Annotated in this window: 20 protein-coding genes; 17 read left to right on the top strand and 3 right to left on the bottom strand. The window is 71.0% G+C overall.

The annotated features are described in order from the left end of the window. The first annotated feature begins 224 nt into the window (after positions 1-224). From AB0C84_RS16805 to AB0C84_RS16870, 14 genes are all read left to right on the top strand, one after another. Positions 225-1,325, top strand: coding sequence for a DUF2207 domain-containing protein (locus AB0C84_RS16805; protein ID WP_361066622.1), 1,101 nt, complete (start codon positions 225-227; stop codon positions 1,323-1,325). A 99-nt stretch (positions 1,326-1,424) separates the two neighbouring features. Beyond that, positions 1,425-2,585 (top strand): MraY family glycosyltransferase, encoded by a 1,161-nt coding sequence (locus AB0C84_RS16810; RefSeq protein ID WP_361066625.1) that lies wholly within the window; start codon positions 1,425-1,427, stop codon positions 2,583-2,585. Between the two features lie 230 nt (positions 2,586-2,815). Then, a complete protein-coding gene (locus tag AB0C84_RS16815; protein WP_179846406.1) occupies positions 2,816-3,232 on the top strand; it encodes a hypothetical protein in 417 nt (138 codons plus the stop codon). An 87-nt stretch (positions 3,233-3,319) separates the two neighbouring features. Further along, entirely contained in the window at positions 3,320-3,544 is a 225-nt protein-coding gene (locus tag AB0C84_RS16820; protein ID WP_179846407.1) for a hypothetical protein, read from the top strand. A 61-nt stretch (positions 3,545-3,605) separates the two neighbouring features. Further along, positions 3,606-4,397, top strand: coding sequence for a F0F1 ATP synthase subunit A (atpB, locus tag AB0C84_RS16825; protein WP_361066629.1), 792 nt, complete (start codon positions 3,606-3,608; stop codon positions 4,395-4,397). A gap of 103 nt (positions 4,398-4,500) precedes the next feature. After that, the gene (gene atpE / locus AB0C84_RS16830) at positions 4,501-4,731 is read left to right on the top strand and encodes an ATP synthase F0 subunit C (protein ID WP_179846409.1); all 231 of its coding nucleotides are present in this window, start codon (positions 4,501-4,503) and stop codon (positions 4,729-4,731) included. Positions 4,732-4,763: 32 nt separating this feature from the next. Next, positions 4,764-5,321: a F0F1 ATP synthase subunit B gene (locus AB0C84_RS16835; RefSeq protein WP_258945621.1), complete on the top strand. Its 558-nt coding sequence runs from the start codon at positions 4,764-4,766 to the stop codon at positions 5,319-5,321. Beyond that, complete coding sequence (locus AB0C84_RS16840) at positions 5,318-6,139, top strand: F0F1 ATP synthase subunit delta (protein WP_179846411.1); 822 nt, start codon at positions 5,318-5,320, stop codon at positions 6,137-6,139. Before AB0C84_RS16835 ends, AB0C84_RS16840 begins: the two co-directional genes overlap by 4 nt. A 41-nt stretch (positions 6,140-6,180) precedes the next feature. After that, positions 6,181-7,815 (top strand): F0F1 ATP synthase subunit alpha, encoded by a 1,635-nt coding sequence (atpA, locus tag AB0C84_RS16845; protein ID WP_258945619.1) that lies wholly within the window; start codon positions 6,181-6,183, stop codon positions 7,813-7,815. Between the two features lie 5 nt (positions 7,816-7,820). Next, complete coding sequence (locus AB0C84_RS16850; RefSeq protein ID WP_258945618.1) at positions 7,821-8,726, top strand: F0F1 ATP synthase subunit gamma; 906 nt, start codon at positions 7,821-7,823, stop codon at positions 8,724-8,726. Between the two features lie 7 nt (positions 8,727-8,733). After that, entirely contained in the window at positions 8,734-10,164 is a 1,431-nt protein-coding gene (gene atpD / locus AB0C84_RS16855) for a F0F1 ATP synthase subunit beta (protein WP_258945617.1), read from the top strand. Positions 10,165-10,241: 77 nt separating this feature from the next. Further along, positions 10,242-10,628 carry a F0F1 ATP synthase subunit epsilon gene (locus AB0C84_RS16860; RefSeq protein ID WP_179846415.1) on the top strand — a complete coding sequence of 129 codons (387 nt, stop codon included), beginning with the start codon at positions 10,242-10,244 and terminating at the stop codon, positions 10,626-10,628. 22 nt (positions 10,629-10,650) lie between these two features. Further along, positions 10,651-11,130 (top strand): DUF2550 domain-containing protein, encoded by a 480-nt coding sequence (locus AB0C84_RS16865; protein ID WP_361066637.1) that lies wholly within the window; start codon positions 10,651-10,653, stop codon positions 11,128-11,130. A gap of 187 nt (positions 11,131-11,317) precedes the next feature. Further along, entirely contained in the window at positions 11,318-12,856 is a 1,539-nt protein-coding gene (locus tag AB0C84_RS16870) for a M28 family peptidase (RefSeq protein ID WP_361066667.1), read from the top strand. A 27-nt stretch (positions 12,857-12,883) separates the two neighbouring features. On the opposite strand, the gene AB0C84_RS16875 is transcribed toward AB0C84_RS16870, so the two are convergent. The 3 genes from AB0C84_RS16875 to AB0C84_RS16885 all read right to left on the bottom strand — a co-directional run bounded on the left by AB0C84_RS16875 (position 12,884) and on the right by AB0C84_RS16885 (position 15,228). After that, positions 12,884-13,459, bottom strand: a complete 576-nt coding sequence (locus AB0C84_RS16875) for a DUF4913 domain-containing protein (protein ID WP_361066640.1) — start codon at positions 13,457-13,459, stop codon at positions 12,884-12,886. A gap of 108 nt (positions 13,460-13,567) precedes the next feature. Beyond that, positions 13,568-14,494 carry a DUF4097 family beta strand repeat-containing protein gene (locus AB0C84_RS16880; RefSeq protein WP_361066643.1) on the bottom strand — a complete coding sequence of 309 codons (927 nt, stop codon included), beginning with the start codon at positions 14,492-14,494 and terminating at the stop codon, positions 13,568-13,570. Positions 14,495-14,613: 119 nt separating this feature from the next. Beyond that, positions 14,614-15,228, bottom strand: a complete 615-nt coding sequence (locus AB0C84_RS16885) for a cob(I)yrinic acid a,c-diamide adenosyltransferase (RefSeq protein WP_361066646.1) — start codon at positions 15,226-15,228, stop codon at positions 14,614-14,616. 70 nt (positions 15,229-15,298) lie between these two features. Here AB0C84_RS16885 and AB0C84_RS16890 point away from each other — a divergent pair, with 70 nt between their 5' ends. From AB0C84_RS16890 to AB0C84_RS16900, 3 genes are all read left to right on the top strand, one after another. After that, entirely contained in the window at positions 15,299-16,891 is a 1,593-nt protein-coding gene (locus AB0C84_RS16890; protein WP_361066649.1) for a GMC family oxidoreductase N-terminal domain-containing protein, read from the top strand. 636 nt (positions 16,892-17,527) lie between these two features. Then, positions 17,528-18,622 carry a DUF6745 domain-containing protein gene (locus tag AB0C84_RS16895; protein ID WP_361066652.1) on the top strand — a complete coding sequence of 365 codons (1,095 nt, stop codon included), beginning with the start codon at positions 17,528-17,530 and terminating at the stop codon, positions 18,620-18,622. A gap of 12 nt (positions 18,623-18,634) precedes the next feature. Further along, on the top strand, positions 18,635-19,075 hold the full coding sequence (locus tag AB0C84_RS16900) for a hypothetical protein (protein ID WP_361066655.1): 441 nt from the start codon (positions 18,635-18,637) through the stop codon (positions 19,073-19,075). Positions 19,076-19,163: the final 88 nt, after the last annotated feature.

Genomic DNA, 19,163 nt, shown 5'->3' on the forward strand with positions numbered 1-19,163 from the left:
TTCGGATTTGGGGGGTTAGCGAGCGATAACCTAGCAGCCCCCTACCAGCGATTTTCGGTAGGGAGGTGCATCTGACCGGGGCAGGCCGGATCCGGCGGTCCGGCGAACCGATCCGGCGTTGGCAGCGTCCAAGGCGCCCCGAGCCTCCGCGCGAGGGGCAAAGGGCTTACCGGACGGCCGCATCGACCGCGTTAGGCCGACACGATCACGGCAACGGTGGAAACATGCCCGACGTGCGTGGCCGAGTCCGGCGCCCCGCGACCATCGCGGGGGTGCTGCTGCTGTTCCTCGTGCTCGGGCTGCCCGCCTGCGCCGCCCGTCCGGCGGCCGCCGAGCCCGCGCCCGGGGCCGCCGAGCCCGCGCCGGGGGCGTCCGGGGTGGCGCCGCCCCCCGAGCCCGCCTACCGCGGCGAGAGCATCCCGGCCTACGACGTCGTCCTCACCATCGGCACCGACGGCGTGCTGTACGTGCGGGAGACGATCACCTACGACTTCGACCAGGCGGGCGAGCACGGGATCGTCCGGCACGTGCCGTTCCGCCGCGGCGACCGCCTCTACGAGGTGCGGGGCGTCAGCAGCAGTTCCTCCACCGGCGCCCCGGCCCGCGTCCGCACGACCCGGTTCCTGCACGACGTGCAGATCAGCGTCGGCGACCGGCACCGCGAGGTCCGCGGCCGCCAGGCCTACGTGATCGAGTACGAGGTGCGCCGCGCGTTCACCCCGCGCGCCGACCACGACGACCTGGTCTGGGACGCCATCGGGACGAGCTGGGACGTCCCCATCGGGAACGCGGCGGTCCGGGTGCAGGCGCCGGTGCCGCTGCGACACGCGACCTGCCGGGCGGGCGCGCCCGGCGCGACGACCCGGTGCCTGCGCGACCGCGACGGCCCGTACGCCATCGACTTCGTCCAGAACGCGCTCGCCCCGCACGAGGGGATGAGGATCCGGGTCCGGCTGCCCAAGCACGCGATCGCCGTCCCGCCGCCGCGGTACGTCGCGCCGCGCTGGACGGGCCACTGGGCGGGCACCGCCGTGCTGGCCCTCGCGCTCGCCGCCGTGCCCCTGCTCGCGCGCCGCCCGGCGCCGCGGCGGGGGACCGGCGCCGGCCTGGCCGCCGCCGGGGCGCTGCTCGTCCTCGCCGACGCCGGGGACGACGTCGCGGCGAACGGCCCGTGGGCGTTCTCGCTGGGCGACCGGTGCCTCGCCGGCCTCGCGCTCATGATCGTCGGCGCCGGGATCCTGTGCGTTCGGCAGACCCGTAGTGCCCGATTTGCGGCGGACGGCCGTCCGGGAGGACTACAGTTGGTCGGTCGCGACGTGAACTGATCGTTCCGGCGGGTCATCTACCCAGGTGAACTCCGCCCCGGACGGGGCACGTACGCATCGTTGATCGGCGAGTCAACCGGCGAAGGGAGGCGCAGGGGAGTGCGGGAGTACCTGCTCACGATCCTGGTCGCCGCTCTCGTCGCCTACCTGCTGACCCCGTCGGTGCGCAGGTTCGCCGTGTGGTTCGGGGCGCAGGCCGTCCCGCGCGACCGCGACGTGCACGTGATCCCGACGCCCCGGCTCGGCGGCCTCGCGATGTTCGGCGGGATGGTGGCGGCGCTGGTGGTCGCGACCGGGCTGCCGGAGATGCGCAAGGTCCTCGGCGACGGCGGGATCAGCGTCAGCAAGGCGCTGCTGCTGTCGGGCGGGCTGATCGTCCTGATCGGGATCGCCGACGACCGGTGGGAGGTGGACGCGCTCACCAAGTTCGCCGGGCAGGTCGCGGCCGCCGGGATCTTCATCATGCAGGGCATCCAGATCTACGTGATCCCGCTGCCGACCGGCGACTCGCTGTCGCTCCCGCCCGCCTACGGGGTGCCGCTCACGGTCCTCGTCGTGGTCGCCACGATCAACGCGGTCAACTTCATCGACGGGCTGGACGGCCTCGCCGCCGGCGTCGTCGGGATCGCCGCGCTGGCGCTGTTCTCCTACGCCTACCTGCTGTCGAGGACGAACGGGCTCACCACGCTGTCCGCCGCGACCCTCACCGCCGCGGTGCTGTTCGGCATGTGCGCGGGGTTCCTGCCGCACAACTTCAGCCCGGCCAAGATCTTCATGGGCGACACCGGCTCGATGCTGATCGGGCTCCTGCTCAGCGCCTCCACGATCATGCTGACCGGGCAGTTCGACCCGGCCATCCTCGCCAACGGGCTGTTCCCGTTCTTCGTCCCGGTGCTGCTCATCCCGGCGGTGGCGGCGGTCCCGTTCATGGACATGCTGCTCGCGGTGTGGCGGCGCACCAACCAGGGCCGCTCGCCGTTCGCCCCGGACAAGCAGCACCTGCACCACCGGCTGCTGGAGCTCGGCCACTCCACCCGGCGCGCCGTGCTGATCATGTACTTCTGGGTCGGGCTGCTGGCCTCCGGGCTGGTCGGCCTCGCGCTGTTCGACGCCGCCTGGATCACCCTCGGCGTCACCCTGCTGGTGGCGGTCGCGGGCGTGCTGCTGATGCTGCGCGGCCCCGGTCGCCGCAGGTCCGCCCGCGCGAAGGCGCCGGGCGCCGGCGAGCAGCCCGCCGAGCAGCCCTCGATGCCCGTCTGACCTGCGCCTCGATGGCCCCGGGCGGGCACGGCGCGGGCCACTCCGCGAGCACCGAACGTGCCTGGGCATCGGGCGGGCTCGGCTACAGTCCCTCGTGCGGGCGTTGCGCGCGGTAGTTCCCCGCGCGCGCCGGATCGCATTACCTCTAGGGTAATTGTGGACATTCCGGACGCTTGTGATACCTTTCACGAACAACAGACGACCACTGAACGTGACCAGCCGGAGCCCTCATGCATACCTCCGACGCCCGGATGCTCCGCGGCGCCGCGATCCCGACGTCCGTCGTCGGGGTGGGTGCCGTCGTGATCGGCCTGCTGACCGCCGGCGCCAAGGGCGCCCTGGCGGCGGCGCTGGCCTCCGTCGTGGTGATCGCCTTCTTCTCGGTCAGCGCGCTGGCGGTCTCCTGGGCCGCCAAGTACTCGTCCCAGACCATGATGCTGGCCGCCCTCGCCAGCTACGCGGTGAAGATCCTCGCGGTGATGGTCCTGGTCACGGTCATCGACGGCGTGTCGATCTTCGATACCCAGGTCTTCGGCTGGACGGTCATCGGGCTCGCGCTGCTCTGGATCGGCGCCGAGTTCCGAGTCGTCCTCCAGCGGAGGCCCTACATTGACGAACCCGAGAACGTGCTGGACCGGAGTCCGTGATGATGCGCTCGCGGACGGTGCCGGCCCCCATGACGGACTACTCCAATATGACCACCGCAGGCATGGCCTGCTATCGTCCGGAGCGCGATGAGCGAGCAGAAACGCCGGCCGGAGGACGGCCAGCGGGAATTCGCCGACGCCGCATGGGCCGCGCCCAGCTACCTCCTGTCCGGGATGCTCATCTGGGGCGGTCTCGGGTGGCTGCTGTCCAAGTGGACGCACCAGGACTGGCTGGTCCCGATCGGCCTGGTCGTCGGCATCGTGCTCGCCGTCTACCTGATCTACGTGAAGTTCGGTCGCGACTCCTCCTGAGCGGCCCCGCCGCCGAGGAAGCCTTCGTGAAATATCACCACATTGATGAAGGGAACGCCGCGTGAACGCGCTGACGGTCCTCGCCTCCGGCGGAGATGAGTTCCAGGCCCCCGGCCCAGAGCTGTTCGACTTCCCGCCCCTGTTCGCCGGTGGCCCCGCTTGGCTCACCAAGCCCGTCCTCTTCGCGGTCGTCGGGTCGCTGGTGGTCTGCGTCTTCTTCTGGAGCGCCTTCGCCAAGCCGAAGCTCGTGCCGCGGGGCGTGCAGAACCTCGGCGAGGTCGGCTACATGTTCGTGCGGGACGAGATCGCCCGCCCGTTCCTCGGCAAGAACACCGACCGGTGGATGCCGATGCTGATGTCGATGTTCTTCCTGATCTGGATGTGGAACATCTTCGCGGTCGTTCCGATCATCCAGTTCCCGATCGCCTCGCACATCGCGTTCCCGATCGTCCTGGCGCTCTTCGTCTACATCGTCAAGATCTACCTCGGTCTGCGGCACCAGGGGCTCCGGTACTTCACGAACATGATCCCCAGCGGCCTGCCGCTGCCCGTCTACTTCCTGCTGGTGCCGATCGAGTACCTCTCGACCTTCGTCCTGGCCCCGTTCACCCACGCGGTGCGGCTCTTCGCCAACATGTTCGCGGGCCACACGATCCTGGCGTTCTTCAGCCTCGTCGGCTTCTGGTTCCTGTTCGAGAAGCCCACGGTCGCCGGGTTCGGAGTCGGCATCGTCGGCGTGCTCGTCACCATCGCGATGACGGCGCTGGAGCTGCTGATCCAGTTCCTGCAGGCGTTCCTGTTCACCATGCTTGCCGCGATGTACATCCAGAGCGGCCTGGAAGCCGACCACTGAGACCGCGGGGCACGCGACGCCCCCGGCTCCGCGGACCCCATCGGACAACCTCGTAAGCCCAGACCGGCGGAGCTCCCGCCGGCCGACAGAAAAGGGAAAGAACATGGGAGACCTCGCTGCCCTCAGCGGTAACGTCACCTCGATCGGTTACGGCCTCGCGGCGATCGGCCCGGGCATCGGCGTCGGCATCATCTTCGGCCAGGGCGTGAACGCCATCGCCCGCCAGCCCGAGCTGACCGGTGTCATCCGCACCAACATGCTGCTGGGCTTCGTCCTTACCGAGGCGCTCGCCCTGATCGGCCTGGTCGCGCCGTTCATCTTCAAGAACATCTGAGACCCATCCGAACCTGAGGAAGGGCTGCAGACATGATCACAGCAGCTTCCGTCCTGGCGGCGGAGGAGAACAACCCTCTCATTCCGCACCCGTTCGAGCTGGTCGTCGGAATCTTCTCGTTCCTCGTCGTCCTGATCGTCCTCGGCAAGATCCTCACGCCGCGCATCCAGAAGACGCTGGAAGAGCGGACCGAGGCGATCGAGGGCGGTCTCCTGCGGGCCGAGCAGGCGCAGCAAGAGGCCGCCCAGGTCCTCGAGCAGTACAAGGCCCAGCAGAAGGCGGCCGCGGTCGAGGCGTCCAACGAGCGACGCAAGGCCGAGGAGCAGGGCGCGCAGATCATCGCCCAGGCCAAGGAGCAGGCCCAGGTCGAGGCGCGCCGCATCGTCGAGAACGCCAAGGCGCAGATCGAGGCCGAGCGGCAGCAGGCGCTGCAGTCGCTGCGCGCCGAGATCGGGGCCATGTCGGTCGAGCTGGCCGGACGCGTCGTGGGCGAGTCCCTCGAGGACAGCGCGCGGCAGAGCCGGGTCGTCGACCGGTTCCTCGAGGAGCTCGAGGAACGCGCTCGCACCCAGGAGCAGATCACATCATGACCATCACGGGAGCGGTGAGCAGGGCGTCGCTGGCCGAGGCCATGGAACGGCTGGAGGCCGCGATTGCCTCCGCCGACCTGGCGCGGCTCGGCGGCGACCTGTTCGCGGTGCTGCACCTGATCGACCGCGAGCACGGCCTGCGGCGGGCGGTCTCCGACCCGTCGCGCGACGGTGCCGAGAAGGCGCAGCTCGTCCAGATCCTGCTGGAGGGCAAGGTGTCGCCGGCCGCTCTCGGGCTGGTCGCCGACGTCGTCCGGCTGCGCTGGTCGAGGCCCTCGGAGCTGTCGGACGCGCTGGAGATCCTCGCGGTCTCCGCCGAGTCCGCCCGCGCCGAGGCCGACGGCAGGATCGACGACCTGGAGGACGAGCTGTTCCGGTTCTCCCGGGTCGTCGAGGGCGAGCCGGACCTGCGCGGCGCCCTGGCCAACCCGGCGCTGCCGGACGAGAACAAGCTCGGCCTGGTCAACGCGCTGGTGGAGGGCAAGGTCACCGACGCGACGCTGACGCTCGTCACCGAGCTGGTGCTGCGCCCGCGAGGACGTAGCCTGGAAAGCGGGCTGGCCGACTACGGCAAGCTCGTCGCACAGCGGCGGCAGCGGCTGGTCGCCCTGGTCCGCACGCCGGTGGCGCTGTCGGCGGCGCAGCGGACGCGGCTCGCCGCGGTGCTCGCCGCCGCCTACGGCCACGAGGTACATCTGAACATCGAGCTCGACCCCACCGCGATCGGCGGCCTTTCGGTCCAGATCGGGGACGAGATCATCGACGGCACGATCGCCGGACGGCTGGACGACGTCCGCCGGCGGCTCGGCACCGGCTGACCCGCCGGCTAGCTGACCCCATAGGGAGCAAGAGAGGAATCATGGCGGAGCTGACGATCCGTCCGGACGAGATCCGGAACGCGCTGGAGCGCTTCGTCCAGGAGTACGAGCCCGAGGCCGCCGCGCGCGAAGAGGTCGGCACCGTCGTCGATTCCGGCGACGGTATCGCCCACGTCGAGGGCCTGCCCTCCGCGATGGCGAACGAACTCCTTGAGTTCGAGGACGGTACCCGTGGCCTGGCTCTGAACCTGGACGTACGTGAGATCGGCGCCGTTGTCCTTGGCGACTTCAGCAAGATCGAAGAGGGCCAGAAGGTCCGCCGGACCGGCGAGGTCCTCTCGGTCCCCGTCGGCGACGGCTTCCTTGGCCGCGTCGTGGACGCGCTGGGCAACCCACTGGACGGCCAGGGCCCGATCGAGACGACCGAGCGCCGCGCGCTCGAACTGCAGGCCCCCACGGTCGTGCAGCGGCAGTCGGTGAGCGAGCCGCTGCAGACCGGCATCAAGGCGATCGACGCGATGACGCCGATCGGCCGCGGCCAGCGGCAGCTGATCATCGGTGACCGGCAGACCGGCAAGACGACGGTCTGTGTGGACACGATCATCAACCAGAAGGAGAACTGGGAGTCCGGCGACGAGACCAAGCAGGTCCGCTGCATCTACGTCGCGATCGGCCAGAAGGGCTCCACGATCGCCAACGTCCGCCGCTCCCTGGAGGAGGCCGGCGCGCTGGAGTACACCACGATCGTGGCGGCTCCCGCGTCCGACCCGGCGGGCTACAAGTACATCGCCCCCTACACCGGGTCCGCGATCGGCCAGCACTGGATGTACCAGGGCAAGCACGTCCTGATCATCTTCGACGACCTGTCGAAGCAGGCCGAGGCCTACCGCGCCGTGTCGCTGCTGCTGCGCCGCCCGCCGGGCCGCGAGGCCTACCCCGGTGACGTGTTCTACCTGCACTCGCGCCTGCTGGAGCGCTGCGCGAAGCTGTCGGACGAGATGGGCGGCGGCTCGATGACGGGCCTGCCGATCATCGAGACCAAGGGCAGCGACGTGTCGGCCTACATCCCGACGAACGTCATCTCGATCACCGACGGGCAGTGCTTCCTGGAGACGGACCTGTTCAACCAGGGCGTCCGGCCGGCGATCAACGTCGGCATCTCGGTCTCCCGGGTCGGCGGCGACGCGCAGATCAAGGTGATGAAGACGGTCGCCGGCACGCTGCGCCTGGCGCTGTCGCAGTTCCGCGACCTGGAGGCGTTCGCCGCCTTCGCGTCCGACCTGGACGCCGCGTCGCGCGCGCAGCTGGAGCGCGGCGCCCGCCTCGTCGAGCTGCTGAAGCAGCCGCAGGGCAGTCCGTTCCCGGTCGAGCAGGAGGTCGTGTCCGTGTGGGCGGGCACCTCCGGCGAGCTGGACGACGTCCCGGTGGCCGACATCCGCCGCTTCGAGCGCGAGTTCCTCGACTACATGGAGCGGGAGGAGGGTGGCGTGCTGACCTCGATCCGCGAGACCGGCAAGCTGTCCGACGACGGCTTCACCAGCCTCAAGAACGCCATCACGGAGTTCAAGAAGGGCTTCCAGACCAGCGAGGGCGAGCTGCTCGCTGAGGAGCCGGTCGAGGCGATCGAGGACGAGGACGTCAAGCAGGAGACGATCACCCGCGTCAAGAAGGGCTGACGGCGATGGCCGCACAGCTTCGTCAACTCCGGCAGAAGATCAAGACGGTCAAGTCGACCGCCAAGATCACTCGTGCCCAGGAGATGATCGCCACGTCGCGGATCGTCAAGGCCCAGCAGGCGGTGGCGGCGTCCAAGCCGTACGCCGACCAGATCACGCAGGCCCTGACCGCGCTGGTGAGCCATCACGTCGGGATCGACCATCCGCTGCTGGAGGAGCAGCCGGCCGACAACCGCAGCGCCGTGCTGATCATCACCAGCGACCGCGGGTTCTGCGGCGCCTACAACGCCAACGTCCTCCGCGAGGCGGAGTCGCTGATCAAGGCGCTGCGGGACGAGGGCCGCGAGCCGGTCCCCTACGTGGTCGGTAACAAGGGCATCACCTGGTACCGGTTCCGGGGCCGGGACGTAGCCGAGTCCTGGCGCGGGTTCAGCGACCGCCCGAACTTCGGCAACGCCGAGGGGATCGGGCGGCGGCTGGCCGAGGACTTCCTCAAGACCGACGCCGAGGGCGGGGTCGGGGAGATCCACGTGGTCTACACCGAGTTCGTCTCGATGCTGACCCAGACCGTCCGGGTCACCCGGCTGATGCCGCTGGAGATCGAGGAGGCCTCGGAGTCCGAGGCCGCCAAGGTCCCGCCGGCGTACGAGTTCGAGCCGTCCGCCCAGGCCGCGCTCGACCTGCTCCTGCCGAACTACATCGAGAGCCGCATCTTCCACATGCTGCTGCAGTCGGCGGCGTCCTTCCAGGCGTCGGTCCGGCGGGCCATGAAGTCGGCGACCGACAATGCCAACGAACTGATCGGGGTCTACACGCGCCAGATGAACCAGGCGCGGCAGGCGGCGATCACCCAGGAAATCAGCGAGATCGTCGGTGGCGCTGACGCGCTCGCCGATTCTGGCGGGGAGTGAGAAGGGTATGACTGCTCAGGTAGAGACGGCGACCGCGACCGGGCGCGTCGCCCGTGTCATCGGACCGGTCGTCGACGTGGAGTTCCCCGCCGACGCCATCCCGGAGATCTACAACGCCCTCAACGCGCAGGTCACCCTGGGCGGGGAGGCGAAGACCCTGACGTTCGAGGTCGCCCAGCACCTCGGCGACAACATGGTCAGGGCGATCTCGATGCAGCCGACGGACGGCCTCGTCCGCGGCGCTCCGGTGACGGACTCGGGCCGCTCGATCGCGGTGCCGGTCGGCGACATCACCAAGGGCCACGTGTGGAACGCCCTCGGCGACGCGCTGGACGTCCCGACCGCCTCGCTGGAGATCAACGAGCGCTGGGGCATCCACCGCAGCGCTCCGCCGTTCGACCAGCTGGAGTCCAAGACCGAGATGCTGGAGACCGGCATCAAGGTCATCGACCTGCTGTGCCCGTACGTCAAGGGCGGCAAGATCGGCCTGTTCGGCGGCGCGGGTGTGGGCAAGACCGTCCTCATCCAGGAGATGATCCGCCGCGTCGCCCGCAACTTCGGCGGCACCTCGGTGTTCGCCGGAGTGGGCGAGCGCACCCGTGAGGGCAACGACCTCTGGGTGGAGATGGACGAGGCGGACGTCCTCAAGGACACCGCGATGGTGTTCGGCCAGATGGACGAGCCGCCGGGGACCCGGCTGCGGGTGGCGCTGTCCGCGCTGACGATGGCGGAGTACTTCCGCGACGTGCAGAACCAGGACGTGCTGCTGTTCATCGACAACATCTTCCGGTTCACGCAGGCCGGTTCGGAGGTGTCCACGCTGCTCGGGCGCATGCCGTCCGCGGTGGGGTACCAGCCGACGCTGGCCGACGAGATGGGCGTGCTCCAGGAGCGGATCACCTCGACGCGCGGTAACTCGATCACCTCGATGCAGGCGATCTACGTGCCCGCCGACGACATCACCGACCCGGCGCCGCACACCACGTTCGCGCACCTGGACGCCACCACGACGCTGTCGCGAGGCATCTCCGAGAAGGGGATCTTCCCGGCGGTGGACCCGCTCGACTCCACCTCGCGGATCATGGACCCGCAGATCCTGGGGAACGAGCACTACGAGGTCGCCCAGGAAGTGATCCGGATCCTGCAGAAGTACAAGGAACTGCAGGACATCATCGCGATCCTCGGCATCGACGAGCTCTCCGAGGAGGACAAGGTCACCGTCCAGCGGGCGCGGCGCATCGAGCGCTTCCTGTCGCACCCGATGTACGTGGCCGAGCAGTTCACCGGGCAGCCCGGCGAGACGGTGCCGAAGGACGAGACGATCTCCTCGTTCAAGGCGATCGCGGAGGGCAAGTACGACCATCTCCCCGAGCAGGCGTTCTTCATGTGCGGCGGCATCGAGGATGTCGAGAAGAAGGCCAAGGAGCTGGAGAAGTAGTCCGCTCCGGCGGGTCGGCCCGGGCTCGGCGCCCGGGGCGGCCCGCCGGATCCGCTCCAGTAGTCGGAGGGAATGACGTGGCAACCCTGAAGGTCGGGCTGGTCTCGCCGGAGCGCGAGGTCTGGTCCGGCGAGGCCAAGATGGTGGTCGCGCAGACCATCGAGGGCTCGCTCGGCATCCTGCCGGGCCACGCCCCGGTGCTGGGCGTGCTCCTCGACGGCAGCGTGGTGAAGATCGAGCCCGCGGACGGCGGTGCGCCGGTCCTGGCGGCGGTCGGCAGCGGGTTCTTCTCCGTCGCCGCCAACGAGGTGTCGGTGCTGGCCGAGCAGGTCGAGCGGGACGAAGAGATCGACGTCAACGACGCCAAGCGGGCGCTGGACGAGGCCCTGTCCGCCGAGGGCGAGGACGCGACGCCGGAGCGGCGCGCCAGGGCGCGGCTGCGCGCGGCGGGCGTCGAGGCCTAGGTTCGGGCGGACGGCGGGGGACTTGGGCGAGCACCTGGCACTGGACGTCGGCGGGGTGCTCGCCGTGCTCGTCCTGGCGGCGGCGCTGCTGTTCGCCTCCATGGCGGTGCGCCGCTGGCTGTTCACGCGCGGCGGCGGCACCGTGGAGTGCAGCCTGCGCGAACTGCCCCAGGAGGGCGGAGCCCCCGGAGTGTGGAGGCTCGGCATCGGCCGCTACAAGGGCGATGTCCTGCACTGGCACCGCGTGTTCGGTTTCCGCAGACGGCCCCGGCAGGTGATCCACCGCCGGGGCCTCGTCGTGTCCAACCGGCGCGTCCCGGGCCGGGACGAGGCCGAGGGCCTGCTGCCTGACGTGAGCGTCATCGAGGTCAGGGACGGCGACCTGGTGGTGGAGCTGGCGATGGGCGCGGCGGCCCTGACCGGGTTCCTGGCGTGGCTGGAGGCGGCCCCGCCCGGCTTCCCGGTGGACCTGCACTCCCCGAATGAGCACGGGCCCGAATGAGCACGGGCCCGGACGAGGGCTGGCCCGGATGAGGGCTGGCCCGGATGAGGGCGGTCCGGGAATGAGCTGGTAAGAACCCGGTATCGAATCGGCCTTGCCGTGCCGTCGCTGCTTGAGGCGGCCGGGGGCGCGGGGTGAGGATCGCGCTGGTCCGCTCCCTACTCCGTCCGCTGGAGTGCACGTGCGCATGCTCCTCACCGGCCGCAGGCATCCCGTCGCCCGCAGGCTCCTGTTCGGCACGGCCGTGGCGCTGCCCGCCGCCTTCCTGCCGCTCGCCCTGCCGATGGCCGGTGCCGCGCCGGCGCGTCCCGACCTCGCGGCGCTGGTCACGCTGAAGGACATCCAGCCGCATCTGGCCGCGTTCCAGGAGATCGCCGACTACAACGGCGGCAACCGTGCGGCGGGCAGGGCCGGCTACGACGTGTCCGTGCGGTACGTCACCGGCCGGTTGAAGAGGATCGGGTTCTCGCCGAAGGTGCAGAAGTTCACCTACCCGTACTGGCGGGAGCGGTCGCACGCGACGTTCGCGCGTACGGCGCCGTCGAAGGCGTCCTACAAGCGGGAGGTCGACTTCCTCACGCTCGCGTACTCCGGTTCCGGGGATGTGACGGCGCCGGCGGCGGCCGTGGACGTCCCGGCCAAGGGCGAGGGGACGAGCGGCTGCGAGGCGGGCGACTTCAAGGGCTTCGCGAAGGGCTCGATCGCGCTCGTCCAGCGGGGGACCTGCACGTTCGCGGTCAAGGCCGCCCGCGCGAAGGCGGCCGGCGCGTCCGCCGTGGTGATCTTCAACAAGCCGGGGGAGAAGGGGCCGGTGAACGGGACGCTGTCCAAGCCGGCCGCGATCCCGGTCGTCGGGCCGACCCACGCGGTGGGCGCCGCGCTGGTGAAGGCGGCGCGCAAGGGCGGTGTGAAGCTGCGGGTGAGGACCGACGCCGTGCACGGCAGGCGGACGTCGGCCAACGTCATCGCCGACACGCGGCAGGGGCGGGCCGACAACGTCGTGGTCGTCGGCGCGCATCTGGACAGCGTCCCGGCGGGCCCGGGGATCAACGACAACGGCACCGGCGCCGCCACCCTCCTGGCCATCGCCGCCAAGATCAAGGAGCTCGGTAAGGACGGCCTGCGCAACCGGGTGCGTTTCGCCTGGTGGGGGGCCGAGGAGGAGGGGCTTCAGGGGTCGGAGCAGTACCTGCGATCGCTGCCCGCGGCCCAGCGGGAACGGATCGCGCTGAACCTGAACTTCGACATGCTCGGTTCGCCGAACGGCACCCGGGGCGTCTACGACGGCGACCACTCGACCGGCACGGGCACGCAGGCCCCGGCCGGGTCGGGCGCGATCGAGAGGATGTTCCGGCAGTACTTCAAGGGCCGCCGCCTGCCGGTGACCGAGAGCCAGTTCAACGGGCGCTCCGACTACGGGCCGTTCATCGAGCGGGGCATCCCGGCCGGCGGGATGGACACCGGCGCCGAGGGAGTGAAGACCGCCGCCGAGGCCAAGGCGTTCGGCGGCAGGGCGGGCAAGGCGTACGACCCGTGCTACCACGCCAAGTGCGACCGCCTGCGGAACGTCAACCTCAAGATGCTCGCCAGCAATGCCGACGGTGTCGCGCACGTCCTGCAGCACCTGGCCCGGACGACGGTCGCGGTGAACGGCGGCGCCCGCCGCGCTCCGGCCCTGGACGGGGCCTACGAGCCGCTCTGGCAGGGCCCGTACCTGGTGCGTTAGCGGCGGGCAGGCTCGTCCGAGGCGGCGTCACTCCGGAGGCGAAAGAGGCGACCCGAAGTCCTCGATGGGGGTGGTGGGGTTCGCGTTGTGGGCGGGCCGCGCGGGATCGAGCATGCACTCTGCGAAGGGGCCGTCGGGGGCGCGGAGGCGGGCGAGCGCGGGATCGAGGTGGTCGCGGTGCCAGACGCTGGGGCCTGTGTGCCCGCAGGCCGGCGCGTCGGTGAGCCCCTGCCAGGCGATCCAGAGAGCGTGCAGGCGGGCGAGCGCCTCGGGATGCTCCCACCAGTGCGAGCACCACGGTCGCAGCGGGCTCACCTGGTTGATGTAGACGGGGACCAGAAGGTAGTTCACCCACTTGGCCATGGTCTCGAGTTCGAGGGTGTGCTCCGGGCCGTCCAGATACAGCAGGAAGGACGGTACGAGCGGATGTTCGTCATCGGGCCGGCCGGCGGTCTCGTCGGCATCGATGGAAGCGGGCGAACCGATCCGGTCGCGAAGTCCCTTGATGACCTCTGCGTGCCTGGCGAGACCGTGGCCGTGGATCTCGACGACCGCGCGCAGGTCGGCGAGATCCTCGGCGAGGCCGTCGGGTGAGTCGGTCATGGTGAGTCTCCATCGTGCTACTGGCCGCGAGCACCATGGTTGACCGTCCGGAAACTGCGGGGCGGGTCAACTCCGGCGTGACCGATAGTCCGGTATGACTGTGATGACCTATTTCGGGGTGACGGTGATGTCCCCGTCGCGGGCGCGCAGGTCGACGCGCCGCGCGGACCGCGAGTCCTGGTGGACGGCCGGGTCGATCCGCTTGCCCCCCTGGGCGGACAGGGCGATGGCGTAACTCTCCCCGGCCGGCAGGCGCAGCCGGATCGAGCCGGTGCCGGCCGTGGCCCGGACGTTCGCGGGCGGCGAGTCCAGCCGCATCGTGATGCCGCCGTCGTCGGTCCGCACGGTGAGCCGGTCGGCGGCGAGCCCGTCCAGGGAGATCGAGCCGGTGCCGGTGCCGAGGTCGGCGGCGGCGACGCGCCCGCTCACCTCCACGCGGCCGTCGGACGCGCGGACCTTCAGCCGGTCGGCGGTGAGGTTATCCGCGGTGACGGAGCCGGTGCCGGCGTGCAGGTCGGCGGTCGCCGCGCGGCCCGTGACGCGCACCGAGCCGTCGCCGGCACTGATCGACACCGTCGCCCCGCGCAGGTCCGTCGCCCTGATCGCGCCGCTGCCGCTGCGCAGCCGCACCGTCCCGGCGAGCCCGGACGCCTCGATCGTCCCGTCCCCGCTGTCGACCTGCACGGGCGTGCCGCGCGGGACCTGGACGCGGTAGGAGACCCCGCAGGCCGCGAACCCCATCACGTTCCTGCCGCACGAGGACGACAGCGCCAGCGTGGAGCCCTCCGACACGTGCCGCGCCTTCGGCTTGTTCTTCTCGTTCGACCAGCGCAGCCGCTCGGTGATCCTGATGCCGGGGGAGTCGGACGCGGTGATCTCGACCCGGCCCCCGTGCGCCGTGATCCTCAGTCCGGCGGTGCCCGCGGGCGCACTGTAGGAGCGGTCCTGCTGGTGTCGGCCGACGCTCACGTTGCCGCAGCCGGCCAGCGCCGCCGCCGTCACCGCCGCGGCGGCCGTGGCTGTCAGGGTCCTCACTGGTCTCTCCCCGTCGTCGGCGTGCGCCCGTCCGGCCAAGCCTGCTCCAGGCGCGCCGGCGTCGCCAGGAGGAGAGCCGGTCGACCGGGGGTGGGGTTAGCCCCACCCCCGGGAACGCCTCAGCGTTCCCCGCCGGGCTTCCAGAGGATGTCGCCGTGCTCGGCGTTGGCGACGCGGCAGAGGATGAACAGCAGGTCCGACAGCCGGTTGAGGTACTTGGCCGTCAGCGGGTTCACCCCGCCCTCGGGCGTGACGCCGGAGTCGCCGTGGGCCTCGATCGCGGCCCAGGCGGACCGCTCGGCGCGGCGGGCCACCGTCCGTGCGACGTGCAGGAGCGCGGCGCCGGGCGTCCCGCCGGGGAGGATGAAGCTGCGCAGCGTCGGAAGGTCGGCGTTGTACTCGTCGCAGGCCTCCTCCAGCCGCTCGATGTAGGACGGCTCGACGCGCAGCGGCGGATACTTCGGTTCGGGGACGACGGGAGCGCACAGGTCGGCGCCCACGTCGAACAGGTCGTTCTGGATGCGGGTCAGCAGCGTGACCAGAGCCTCGGGCAGGGACCCGAGCGCGAGCGCCGTGCCGATCGCGGCGTTGGCCTCCTCCACGTCGGCGTAGGCGGCCAGGCGCGGATCGGTCTTGGACGTGCGGGACGCGTCGCCCAGCGCGGTGGTGCCGTCGTCCCCCGTGCGGGTGTAGATCCGGGAGAGCACGACGGGATTGTCCCTGTTCTTCGCCATGGTGGCAGCCTAGCCCTGCCGCTGGCAGAAGCCCGTTCGGTAGGGTTTCGGAAAGACCCCGGAGGCCGCCGTGTACGACTACATCATCGTGGGAGCGGGCAGCGCGGGCTGCGTCCTGGCCGCCCGACTGACCGAGGACCCCTCCGTGAAGGTCCTGCTGCTGGAGGCGGGCCCGCCCGACGACGCGCCCGAGATCCACATCCCGGCCGCCGTGGCCACGCTGATCAAGGGGCCGTTCGACTGGGACTACGCGACCGTCCCGCAGGAGCACGCGGCCGGACGCAGCGTGTACTGGCCGCGCGGGCGCACGCTCGGCGGCAGCTCGTCCACCAACGCGATGATCTACATCCGCGGGGCCCGGTACGACTACGACAACTGGCGCGACTCCCACGGCTGCGACGGCTGGGGCTACGAGGACCTGCTGCCCTACTTCGTCCGCGCCGAGGACCAGCAGCGCGGCGAGCTCCCCTACCACGGCGTCGGCGGCCCGCTGCGCGTCGAGGACCTGCGCTACCGGCACCCCCTCACCCGCGCGTGGGTGCAGTCGGCCAAGGCGTACGGCCTCGCCGCCAACCACGACTTCAACGGCGCCGACCAGGACGGCGTCGGCTTCTACCAGGTCACCCACAAGCGCGGCCGCCGCTGGTCGACCGCCGCCGGCTACCTGCACCCGATCGAGTACCGCCCGAACCTGACGGTCGTCACCGACGCCCTCGCCACCCGCGTCGTGATCGAGGACGGCCGCGCCACCGGCGTCCGCTACGAGGCGCGCGGCGAGACGATGTCGGCCCGCGCCGAGGCGGAGGTGATCCTGTCGGGGGGCGCGGTGAACAGCCCGCAGCTCCTCATGCTCTCGGGCGTCGGCCCCGCCGACCACCTGCGCTCACACGGCATCGACGTCCTGGTCGACTCCCCGGTGGGGCAGCGCCTCCAGGACCACCCGTTCGTGAACGTCATGTTCGCCACCCCCCGCACCAAGCCCATCTGGGAGCTGGCGAACGCCCGCTCCTTCGCCCTCTACCAGGCCCTGGCGCGCGGCCCCTTCGCCTCGAACGTCGCCGAGGCGGGAGGGTTCGCCCGCACGGTGGAGGGCCTGCCCGCCCCCGACCTGCAGTACCACGTCCTGCCGACGCCCTTCGTCGACCAGGGCCTCACCGAGTTGTCCGAGCGGCTGCTGTCGGTCATGGTCACCGCCGTCGCGGTCGCGAGCCGCGGCGCGCTCACCCTGCGCTCCGCCAGCCCCCACGCCAAGCCGCTGATCGATCCCGCCTACCTCGCCGACAAGGCCGACCTGGACATCCTGGTCGCCGGAGTCCGGCAGGCCCGCGAGATCGCCTCCTCCGGGCCGCTGGCGTCCCTGGTCGGCGGCGAGTGGGCCCCCGGTGAGCAGGTCGACTCCGACGAGGCCATCGCCGACTTCGTCCGCCGCGAGGTCGCGACGCTGTTCCACCCCACCAGCACCTGCGCGATGGGCGCCGGCGACTCCGTCTGCGACACCGAACTGCGGGTGCGCGGCGTCGAGGGCCTGCGCGTGGTGGACGCCTCGGTCATGCCGGCCGTCCCGCGCGGCAACACCAACGCCCCGACCATCGCGATCGCCGAACGCGCCGCCGACCTGATCCGGGGCCGCGCCCCCCTCGCTCCCGCGGGCGCCCCGAAATGAGGAACGCCCCCGTCGGAGACGACGGGGGCGTGACCGCTGGGACGCAGGCTGCGGGGCTCACCGCTTGAGCGCCTTCGCGATACGGGCGCGCCGGCTGTTCTTACCCTCCGCCCGCAGCACTCGTACGCGGTCCTCGATGACGACCTTCATGAACTCCTGGCTGAACATCTGCTTCTCCTTGTCCCTGCCGGGCCCTCTTGGCCCGACATGTACAAGGTTCGTCCTAAGGCCCCACCCTCAACATCGGGACGACGCCTTATCTAGGCATGCCTAAGACGCCTTAGATTGTGTTTTCACAGTCCCGGCCCACTTCGCTCGCCTGGCGGCTGTGTTTCAACAGTCCCGGCCCACGTAGCTCGCCTGGCGGCTCGCTACGTGACCTGGCCTGGGCGAACGCGGCATCGCTTCGCGATCTGCCCAGCTCCGCTCGCCTCCGGCTTCGCTCCACCGGCCAGGTCACGCGTTCGCGCGCGTGGCCGAGGCCCCTTCGAGACGGGCCTTAGGACGCTCAGCCCGTCCCGCCGGCAGGACCAGCCTAGGAGGCTCAGGCGCGTTCGCTCAGGTGTGGACAGAGCGGGCGTGGTGTGCCACCATCCTGCGCATGATCAATGAAAGGGGCGCTGCCGCCCCCGTCCGGTGAGCGACGACGCGCAGCGGGAAGCTGCCGCCGTCCGCGCGGAGTGGCTCGGGCATCTGCTCTCCACCGCGCCCGCCGACCGTCCGGCCGCCGAGGCGGCCATATCCGAGCTGTATCGGCTGATCGGCCTCGATCCGCCCCGTTTCCACTGGGTGCCGTCGCCGCTGGCGGCGCTGGAGACCGTCCCGCCCGGCGTCCGGCCGCGGCCGTCCGAGAGCATGAACCGGCTGTCCGAGTGGCATCTGCCGCCGCGTTTCCGCAGGCTGGTCGGTGACTTGTTCGTACAACTGGACACCCGGGTCATGCGGAGCTCGCGGGTGCTGGACCCGATGATCCGGCAGCTCGTCCGGGCGCCGATCACGGACTCCGCCCGGAGCACGCTGCGCATGGCGCTTCTGGGGGAGCACGAGAGGTTCGGGCAGGGCTCCGCTTGGCACGCGGCCCTGTGCCCGTCCTGGAGCGCCCACTACGACGCGGTTCGCCGGACCTCCGGCGTGGTCTACACGTCCGAGGAGGAGCGTCTGCTCGACCTGTGGGCGACTCCGGCCCGGTCCTGCGGCTGGTGGTGGCCGCGCGAGGGCGTCTGCGTCGTGTCCGAGCGGCCCGTCGAGGTCCACACGGAGGTCTCGGGCGACGACGGCGAGGTGCGCCTGCACCGCTCGGACGGTCCCGCGCTCCGGTACGCCGACGGCTGGGACGTGCACGCCTGGCACGGCACGAGGGTGCCGGCCTGGGTGGTGGACGATCCGAGCGTCGAGCGGATCGCGCGGGAGGCCAACGTCGAGGTCCGGCGGTGCGCGGTCGAGAACATCGGCTGGGGCGAGTACATCGAGCGGGCCGGGCTGCGGCCCGTGGCCGCCGCGCCGGACCCCGGCAACCCCGGCTCGGAGCTGCGGCTCTACGAGACCGGGCTGGAGGAGACGCCCCAGCAGGCCAGGATCCTGCTCGCCGTGAACGGCTCCGTCGAACGCGACGGGAGCCGCCGCCGGTACGGGCTGGCCGTCCCCGGCGTCTTCGACGACCCGCTCGCCGCGGCCGGATGGACCTACGGGCTGTCCGCCGAGCAGTACGCACGCCTCGTCCGCCGAACCTGAAAGGTGATCTCTGTGACCGTGACTCTCGCTTCCCTCTCCCAGCAGACCGGGCTCGCCGTCCTCGACCATCTCGACCGGTCGGTGAGCATCCCCGTCGTCGACGGGATCCAGGCCCAGGGCGATCTGATCGTCGTCCCCATGGCGGAGACCCAGTCGCTGTCGTTCTGGCCTAAGGCCGAATGGACGGACGTGCCGCCCGAGGGCGTCGAACTGCTCCGGGGCGTCGCGGGCGGCAACCCGCACACGCTGGTCGCCGACCCCGGCACCTGCCGCTGGACGCGGGGCGTGTCGGAGCCCGGCGGCCTGGCCATCGGCGTCTTCGAGGCGTCCGCGCCCGTCTACCTTCTGCATCCCGAGCACGGCGCGTCCGGCTGCGCGCCGGGCCGCTACGTCGTCCGCCGCCAGCGCGAGTACGCCCCCGGCGGCTGGGGCTCCCGCCTCGTGGCCGACTAGCTGTGATGTCCAGGGAGGTTGTACCGCTCGGCATCGGTGAGTCTGTCTGACAGATGAAGGCCTCCGGTTGTGAAGTGGAGCTGTCTAG

This window comes from Actinomadura sp. NPDC048955, assembly GCF_040649435.1.
Classification (GTDB): Bacteria; Actinomycetota; Actinomycetes; order Streptosporangiales; family Streptosporangiaceae; genus Spirillospora; species Spirillospora luteofluorescens.